Raw genomic sequence first — 8,313 nt, 5'->3', positions numbered from 1 at the left:
AAGAGTACTTTGATTATCATCTTAAAGAAACTGAATGGCGTTGGATGAGGGAACCTAATGAGTTAGCAACTGAGCTGTGGAACCTCATTAGGTAAAATTAAGTGTAAATCTGCTAGTCTAGAGCCAAAACAAATAAATTCATCATAAAACTCGTACCACAAGCTATTTAGTGTGTTATCTAATAATTCAGGTTGGTCTCTTAAACTCTTAATCTGACTTTTCATTTCGGCAAATACAGAATCAACCTGAACCTGAATTTTTTGAATCAATGACTCATCTATACTCATGATAAGCCCTCAGATTGAAGTACTGAAATGTATGACAGATGCTCAATCTGCAATTGCTTAATCATGCGATCAATATTTTGGGTAAATTGATTGATATATTGTGGTAAAGATGCAGATGAATAGCGATAAAAGAGCTCCTGATTACGCTGATCATGCCCATAAACTGCTTGTATGACATTAAAAGCCAAACCTTGCTCCATCAACATATTCATATCAAAGTGTCGTAGCCAGTTATTATATAAACTGCTGAGTTGATGACCTTCAATATAGTCATTAATCCAACTTCGGTTGAGCGCAGCAATCTTAATTTTCTTACTTGCCCATTCCTCAGCAGTGGTCGGTAACGATTTCGGGTAATGGATCACTTGGCCAAACAAATCTTGCAATGTAATCTTTTTCCCAAATACAAATCGGAGGAGCTCTGCATACTGCTGAGTGACCGTATTTAAAAATTGCGTATAACGTTTAAAAGCTTGGATAAAAAATGCTGGGAGCGGTATATAGCGACCATCTTTTCGTGATTGACTGTTTTGCTTATCATCTACATACAACAACTTTAGTTTTAAATCGTAGTCACTATACTTTCCTAATAAGTTTTCCCGAGGACGGCGTGTTAGACACAATAAGCTGATATGCCACATCCAAGCACTATAGGCATTAATTCGCTCAATTATATGTTGATGTATCTGTATTTTATCACTTGGAGCGTAAAACCTCGTGGTTCAGCACGAGGTTTTACGCTCCAAGTGATAAAAGTGTAGCAAGTTGCTACACTCCTAGATAATATCCTTTCCGAAAATTTCATTTAAACGATCCTTGATGTTTTCCACAAATTTACTATCTGTTTTCAATTTATTTTTCATTTTTCTCTTAAAATCACTTAAGCTCATTCCTACTTCAGCAAAATCCATTTGAAATAATGAATCATTAATAACAACGTTTGCTTGAGAGTCTGTGAGGCAACCTTCAGTCTTAAACCACTTTTCAAGCTGTAAGTAATTTGCATCATCATTAAAAATATACCATGAACGTACAGTGGTATCGAATTTTGCACCTAGATCTTTTACCTCAGCATTATCTTCAAATGGAACATCTAAGTAGATCTTTAATTTTTCGGCCTTTTTATTTTCAATTACAGGTTTCTCAAAGCTACGATGATGTAATTTAAATTTTACGCCTACAATAGGCCGTCCTTTTTTAATTGTTTCATATTCTAATTGTAAATCGGTGTTTTCATTAATTTCAGCTACAATTTTATCTAATACATAACGTCGAAAATCAACCCAACGGTCATATTTAGTTTCATTTATATCAATTAGGGCTTTGAGATTCTCTAATAATAATGGAACTTCGTAGATTTCCTGAGTCTTAAATTTGAATTCGTTTTTTATGAAATAGGTATAAAGACTCATACTTGCAACTGAATCTAGAGCAAATAAATGTTTAAGTTGGTATGTCGTAAAATTACCACCAGCTAATTGAGTAAAGTAAGGTAATACTTCACTGGTAAATCTGATTTGAAGTGCATTCTTTGAATCATCTTCCCATCTTAACTCACGGATAATAGGGACAACCGAGTGAACTCTTTTAGTCTTTTTCTTTATATCATCAACAGGTTCTTCAATCACAAAGTGCGCCACGCGGGATGAAAGTTCTTTGTAAATTCGATCAATGGCTACATTAATTGAATTTCGCTTACTTAATCCCAGTAATTCAGCTAAATCATCTTTATACAGATAGATGTATGTTTGTTCACTAATCTCTTTATCGATATGATTCTTCTCACCGTAATTGGCAACAGCCATCGCATATAAAAGTGCTTTATATTCATTCGCTGACAATTCAATAGGTCGTATCAAACGATTGCTAGTACTTACGACCCCATTGTGACGAATATTACCTATGCAGTACGGGATTGAATCCAGCTCTTCTTTGTTATGGCTTAGTTCTGACATAAAGTGTATTAACTATTTTAAGTGTGCTTAACTTGATTATGCATGTTATATAAAAAAGTGGAAAAAGATTCAACACTTTCACCTAAAAAACCTAAGGTGGAATACTTGTCACCAAATTTAGGTAAAAATCAATTAAAGTGGAAATATATTTTTAAATTCCACCCAAAGATGACAAATACTCCACTTTTAGATGTTTTTGATTCTTTATAGAAATACGGATTGATGAATAAATACCCATAATGGATTTTAAATAATCAATTAACCTATTTCGATATGACAAGTTTTCCACCTTTAAAAACACAGATCACTGAAAAAAAATATCGAGTTTAGTCATAAGAACAAAATTTCTGCATTCTAGGGTGAGTGCGTGAAATTCTTTCCACTCTTAGATCAATGAATATATCAAAAAATGGTGTAGTAAAAAAAAGCCTTGCAACTTTATCCACAATATTATTTTTGTAAGTGATTTTTTTTCCACTCTTGCACTTAAATTCACTAACTTATCAACATTATAAGTAATTGTTTTATATATATTTTAAATGATAATACATATATTTTATAATTAACAGTGAAAAACATTCCACCATAGTGACAAATACTCCACTTTTAAGTGACAAATATTCCACTTTACAGTGACAGATATTCCACTTTTAAGTGATCATCTTTCCACTTATAGAGGACAACTCTTCCACTTTAAGGTGACAAACCCTCCACCTTAAAGCTGATATGCTATTGTTTTTAAATGAAAAATATCAACTTAATTATTAATTAACTTAATTATTAATTACTATTAATTATTAAATAAGCTAGCTATATAAAACTTTAAATTTAAAATTGCTTTAGCGTTATACAAATGACTGTTTTAAATTTAAAAGGTGTAGTAACTTAGCCCAAAGTTATTTATATTAATAGTAATTGTAAATATAGAATGATTTGACAAGTATGTCTGCAAAAATTATTGCTGTTGCGAATCACAAGGGTGGTTGTGGTAAAACAACAACAGTTGTTCATTTAGCCTCTGAGCTAGCAAACTTAGGAAAAAAAGTGCTTGTAATCGATTTAGATCCTCAAGCAAATGCTAGCTTGCATATTGGTTTAAAACATCCAAGTGAAATTGGAGTAACAACCGCTGAGTTATTAGTAGGTGATGTCTCATTACTTACTGACGCTTTAGAAGAAGATACTAATTTTGATAATGTTTCACTAATTTATGGTTCTCTCAATTTAGGAAAAACTGAGGACCAATTAAAAGAAGATGCGCCAAGACCATCAGAAGAACTCACTACAAAATTAGAACTATTAAAAGATCTTTATGATTTTATTTTAATTGACTGCCCTCCAAGTTTAAAACTATTGACGAGTAATGCTTTAGCATCTTCAACACATGTAATTATCCCGATTGAATCTGGCTCACAATATGGTCTATATGGTGTTACAGACTTACTTAATCATTTAGAAAAAATAAAGCGAATCAATCCGGAGTTACAATTATTAGGTGCACTACTTATTAAGCACGATGAGAGACAAAATGTTTGTAAACTCATTCGTGATGAAGCATTTAAGCAAGTGGGCTATATTATGGAAACGACTATTCCACAAAGTACAAAAGTAAATCAAGCCGCAATTATGCAGCAGTCTTTACTTAAGCTAGACAAAAGTGGAAAGGTTCGAAAGGCTTTTGAAAGTTTAGCTAAAGAAGTTTTAGCTAAAGTTAACTGATTGAGAATTTTATGGCAACTGCAAAAGAACTTTTAGCTCAAAAGCTGAAACAAAATACTCAAAAGCATCAATTAGCTCAAAAAGATAATATCAAGGAATTAAAGGAATTTAGACGAAATGTCCCCATTGAAGACATTTCACGGAGTCCTTATCAACCGCGTAGAAAATTTGATGAGCAGGAAATCAAAGAACTGGCTGAATCGATCGATGAAGTTGGTTTGTTGCAACCCATCACTGTTCGTAAACTTGAAAATTTAAAATTTGAACTGATTGCAGGTGAACGTCGATTACGTGCGCATGAAATTCTAAAAAAATCGACCATTGAAGCAATTATTATTGATGCAAATAATGAAGAGGCTTCACTACTTACACTAGCTGAAAATTTAAAACGCCAGGATTTAACAGACTTCGAAATCTATATTGGTCTAGTAGGCTTGGATGAAAATTTAAAGAAAAATAAACAACGTTTAGCGAAGTCTTTAGGCTTAAATCGCGAAGACATGTATAAATATTTATCTTTTGAAAAGTTGCCTAAAGCCATCTTGAATGATTTGGTAAATGAGCCCCAGTTATTAGGTCGAACTGCTGCAACAGCTTTTAAAAAATTTCTTGCAGATCACGACGAAATAAAACAACGTGCTGAAAAAGCCTTGTTAACTGTTTGGACAAAAGTAAAGAATGGCCAACTTGAGCAAACTAAGGCTGTTGCACAAGCTACGAAATATCTAGTTCAAGATAATAATGACTCTCCATCAACATCGCTTGTAAAAAAAATTGAATATGCTGGAAAAGTTGCTGGAAATATTAAATTTAATGATAAGTTATTAAAGGTTTCTTTAAAAATTTCTCATTTTGATGATGCTAGTTTAGAAAAATTAGAAAATCTATTGAAAGAGTTGGTAGAGAAAAATCAAGAAGTGTAGCAACTTGCTACACTTCTTTTCTTTAAAATATGTCTGATAGTATAATCTTGGGGATACCTAGTAATAAAATTAATGTTAATTAAAAACAATTTTTTTATAATATATTTATAAAAGTTAGATGCTGTTGACATTTGTTGTATAAAAAATAGTGAGAAAGTAAAATTCAATCGACAAACCACATTCCTTCTTGTTATGTATTACAACAATGCTGGCGCATAATCAATGGTCTAAGTCTTTAAATTATTATCAAATGATGCAAATCTAGAATAGGTTTCTATTGATGCATCTCATATGCGAGTGCATCAACATACGACCGGAGTGAAAGACCAAGCTATTTCTAATAACTTTGGTGGAAATAGTTCTAAAATCCATTTAGTTGTGGATGCGGATGGAAATCCTACTGAATTTATTATTAATGATACCAAGACCCATGATTTGAAAGTGCATCTGATTTGTTTGATGTTTTGGATTTAAGTGAAAAGCCCATTACTCGCTTCTAGCTTAACCTTAGATAAAAGCAGATTAAGCAAAAGCTATGATGTTCGTCCCTTCATCATGCAGAGCAATGAAACCGACTACGACTTTATTAAAGGACTTTTAGCTTCTGAAGGTGTAACTACACTGATTGATGAAGCACAGCATCAAGTATGGAGTTCATCTGAACAGATCAAACCACAAAAGCTACGCTTAATTGATGATAATGCCCAATTTCAAGCATTAGATCGTCGCAATATTCGTTTTCATCGAAGTAGTGCTACAGAACGACAAGACAGTATCACAGCATTCACAGGATTGCGTTCTCTACAACCAACTGCGGTACACCTTCAAAGATGGCAAGCAGATGCTTTAGCACAAGAAGAAGGTGGAGGCTCGGTACTCACAAAACATCAGCATTCAGATAATCAAGATGTAGTAAGTTTAGGCTTAGAACAAGCCTTTCACATCAGTCCTGCATGGATACAAGACCTCAAAGGTGAAGATGGTGCAACTCAGTCTGGCAACAAACAAATTGAAAAACTGAATGAAAATTTAAGCAAATACTTCAATTCGCAAGCCAAGTACTTTAGTGCGACTTCAACAGTACGTGATGCACATGTCGGGTATTGGTTTAAGTTCAAAGAACATCCTGAAATTGATCAACATGAAGGTTCCGATCAATAGTTTCTAATCACAGCAAAGACCTTTTATAACCAAAATAATTTGCCTAAAGATCTAACTGACCAAGTCACCGCCTTACTCAAAGAAAGCCATTGGCAACAGCCCGAAATTCATACCAACAATCAAGATGAGCGCCAAGCCAATAACCTTATTTTACAACGTCGAAACATTGACATTGTTCCACCTTACAGGCCACTTGAAGATCGCCCTAAGACCCACCCACAACGTGCCAAAGTCGTAGGCGTCGAGGGTGAAGAAATTCATGTCGATGAATGGGGACGGATTAAAATCCGTTTTCTGTTTACTCGAACAGATGACCATATGCATGACAATGGTTCAGGCGCGAATAATAATGACACTGACTCAGCGTGGGTAGATGTACTCACCCCTTGGGCAGGAGAAGGTTATGGTTCACGGTTCTTACCGCGTATTGGTGAGATCGTGGTGATTAATTTCTTTGATGGCAATATCGACCGACCATATGTCGTTGGTCGCATTCATGAAGCACATCGTAGTCCAACTAAGTTTGATCAAAAAGGACAACTTCCCGATACCAAGAAGCTTTCAGGGATTCGCTCCAAAGAAGTCCAAGGCGATGGCTTTGGCCAACTTCGTTTTGACGATACGACTGGACAGATCAGCACACAACTACAAAGTAGTCATGGGGCATCACAGCTCAATCTCGGTAATCTTAGTCATCCGAAAGAGACAGACACGAGTGATGGACGTGGTGAAGGTTGAACCGTACCGGGTTTGTCGGAGAGTCAATATTCTGAGAGACTACCCCGATGACAAAATTAAAATATACCCCTGAAATCAGAGAAAGAGCGGTTCAATTATTGATTGAATCTGAAAAAGATTATCCTTCTACTTGGGCTGCAATCACAGCTATTGCGCCTAAGATTGGTTGTACTCCTGAAACATTGCGTGTTTGGTATTTAAAGCATATGGATCAACTAAATCCTGCCAAAGTACAACAGATATCTGACCAAGAAAAAATGAAGCAAATGGAACGTGAAATTAAAGAATTAAAACGTGCCAATGAAATTCTACGTAAAGCAGCCGCTTTTTTCGCCCAGGCGGAGCTCGACCGCCCACACAAATAATGGTGGATTTCATCCCATAACAATAAAGGCTTATATGGTGTTGATGCGATTTGTAGGATTTTACCGATCGCAGTTTCAACCTATTACCGAACTTTAGATCTCGCTGACAATCCAGAACATCGAGCGAAACGAGATCTACATGATGAGTATCATGCTGAACAAATTAAACGAATTTGGAAAGAAAGTTCAGGTCGATATGGTGTGCGTAAGGTCTGGCAACAATTAAAACGTGAAGGTTATATTATCGCACGTTGTACAGTTGCTCGATTGATGCAGAAGCTAGGTATACAAGGTGTTTGGCGTGGTAAGAATAAACAAACCACCCGTAACCGAGATGACCAAAAACGGGCAGATGATTTAGTGAAACGTAATTTTAATGCTGATCATCCAAACCAACTATGGGTGGGTGACTTTAGTGTGCCGCAGCAAGCGGCGTAAGAGATGAGGGTATGGCCCCTCGCTATCGGCTTGCAGGAGCAGGTAGCAAACCACCATAAGCGGCTTGGATCAAAAGTCCCGGTCGTGAGCGTTATGGAAAAGGCATCGTAGAGATGTCAGGTAAGAATTAGGAAGGCGAACAACAGTGAACTGCCGTTCAAGTGTCGAAAGTACTCAAATGACATCAAAACCGGGGATGGAAGTTACCCCGCGAGTAGTTTGGCCGTTACCTGCTTACGGGCCATTCGGTGTCCGGCGTAGAGGCAGCGCGATCCTAATTCAGGCTCTTACGTTGAACTGCGGGAACCTTCGGTGGCGATGTCAAGCGAAAGGCACAAGCTCAAAAGGCAAGGCTGATAATAGCAATGCGTCACCAAGGGGCGGAGCAACTCGTAGTAGTGTTGAAGTTACTGTAATGGTAATGGAGCGAAGGGGTTGCATTATCCAGGTCTACGGATTTGTCAACTGTGCAAGCAGGAGGAGCAAAACTTTATGACCAAACCATTTAACATTCCTAAAGCGTTAATCTGGGAGGCATTTAAAAAAGTCAAAGAGAATGGTGGCGCTCCAGGCGTTGATCATGAATCTATTGAGCAATTCGAAAAGCATTTAAAGAACAACCTATACAAACTATGGAATCGACTTTGTTCTGGCAGTTATTTTCCACCGCCAGTTAAGGCTGTTCCGATTCCAAAGAAGTCAGGTGGCGTGCGTATACTAGGTATTC

General features: G+C 36.3%; 5 protein-coding genes, 5 pseudogenes and 1 other annotated feature. Of the genes and pseudogenes, 7 read left to right on the top strand and 3 right to left on the bottom strand.

Features of this window, described 5'->3' with window-relative positions:
• Nucleotides 1-95: pseudogene (locus FTT85_RS17630) on the top strand (IS1595 family transposase); the annotation flags it as partial.
• Here the strand turns inward: FTT85_RS17630 and FTT85_RS17625 are convergent.
• The 3 genes from FTT85_RS17625 to FTT85_RS17615 all read right to left on the bottom strand — a co-directional run bounded on the left by FTT85_RS17625 (nucleotide 63) and on the right by FTT85_RS17615 (nucleotide 2,242).
• Nucleotides 63-287, bottom strand: a complete 225-nt coding sequence (locus FTT85_RS17625; RefSeq protein WP_180184071.1) for a hypothetical protein — start codon at nucleotides 285-287, stop codon at nucleotides 63-65. The pseudogene FTT85_RS17630 and the gene FTT85_RS17625 overlap by 33 nt on opposite strands.
• Nucleotides 284-928 (bottom strand): hypothetical protein, encoded by a 645-nt coding sequence (locus tag FTT85_RS17620; RefSeq protein WP_306674428.1) that lies wholly within the window; start codon nucleotides 926-928, stop codon nucleotides 284-286. The genes FTT85_RS17625 and FTT85_RS17620 overlap by 4 nt, the downstream gene beginning before the upstream one ends.
• Nucleotides 929-1,063: 135 nt before the next feature.
• On the bottom strand, nucleotides 1,064-2,242 hold the full coding sequence (locus FTT85_RS17615) for a replication initiation protein (protein WP_078194341.1): 1,179 nt from the start codon (nucleotides 2,240-2,242) through the stop codon (nucleotides 1,064-1,066).
• A 942-nt stretch (nucleotides 2,243-3,184) separates the two neighbouring features.
• On the opposite strand from FTT85_RS17615, the gene FTT85_RS17610 reads away from it, so the two are divergent.
• The 6 genes and pseudogenes from FTT85_RS17610 to FTT85_RS17590 form a co-directional block, all read left to right on the top strand.
• Nucleotides 3,185-3,961 carry a ParA family protein gene (locus tag FTT85_RS17610; RefSeq protein WP_130075507.1) on the top strand — a complete coding sequence of 259 codons (777 nt, stop codon included), beginning with the start codon at nucleotides 3,185-3,187 and terminating at the stop codon, nucleotides 3,959-3,961.
• An 11-nt stretch (nucleotides 3,962-3,972) separates the two neighbouring features.
• On the top strand, nucleotides 3,973-4,884 hold the full coding sequence (locus FTT85_RS17605) for a ParB/RepB/Spo0J family partition protein (protein WP_104442427.1): 912 nt from the start codon (nucleotides 3,973-3,975) through the stop codon (nucleotides 4,882-4,884).
• Between the two features lie 231 nt (nucleotides 4,885-5,115).
• A pseudogene (locus tag FTT85_RS18600) lies at nucleotides 5,116-5,328 on the top strand (IS5/IS1182 family transposase); the annotation flags it as partial.
• Between the two features lie 33 nt (nucleotides 5,329-5,361).
• Nucleotides 5,362-6,780, top strand: a pseudogene (locus FTT85_RS17600) (type VI secretion system Vgr family protein); the annotation flags it as partial.
• A 50-nt stretch (nucleotides 6,781-6,830) separates the two neighbouring features.
• Nucleotides 6,831-7,574: pseudogene (locus FTT85_RS17595) on the top strand (IS3 family transposase); the annotation flags it as partial.
• Nucleotides 7,106-7,223 (top strand) — a sequence feature (AL1L pseudoknot). (Overlaps the previous pseudogene by 118 nt.)
• A gap of 504 nt (nucleotides 7,575-8,078) precedes the next feature.
• Nucleotides 8,079-8,313, top strand: a pseudogene (locus tag FTT85_RS17590) (group II intron reverse transcriptase/maturase); the annotation flags it as partial.

Origin of the sequence: Acinetobacter sp. YH01020, assembly GCF_013420275.1 — a bacterium.
In the GTDB taxonomy this organism is placed as follows: Bacteria; Pseudomonadota; Gammaproteobacteria; order Pseudomonadales; family Moraxellaceae; genus Acinetobacter; species Acinetobacter amyesii.
The sequence above is the reverse complement of the archived record's forward strand: the minus strand, read 5'-3'. Positions and strand labels throughout refer to the sequence as shown.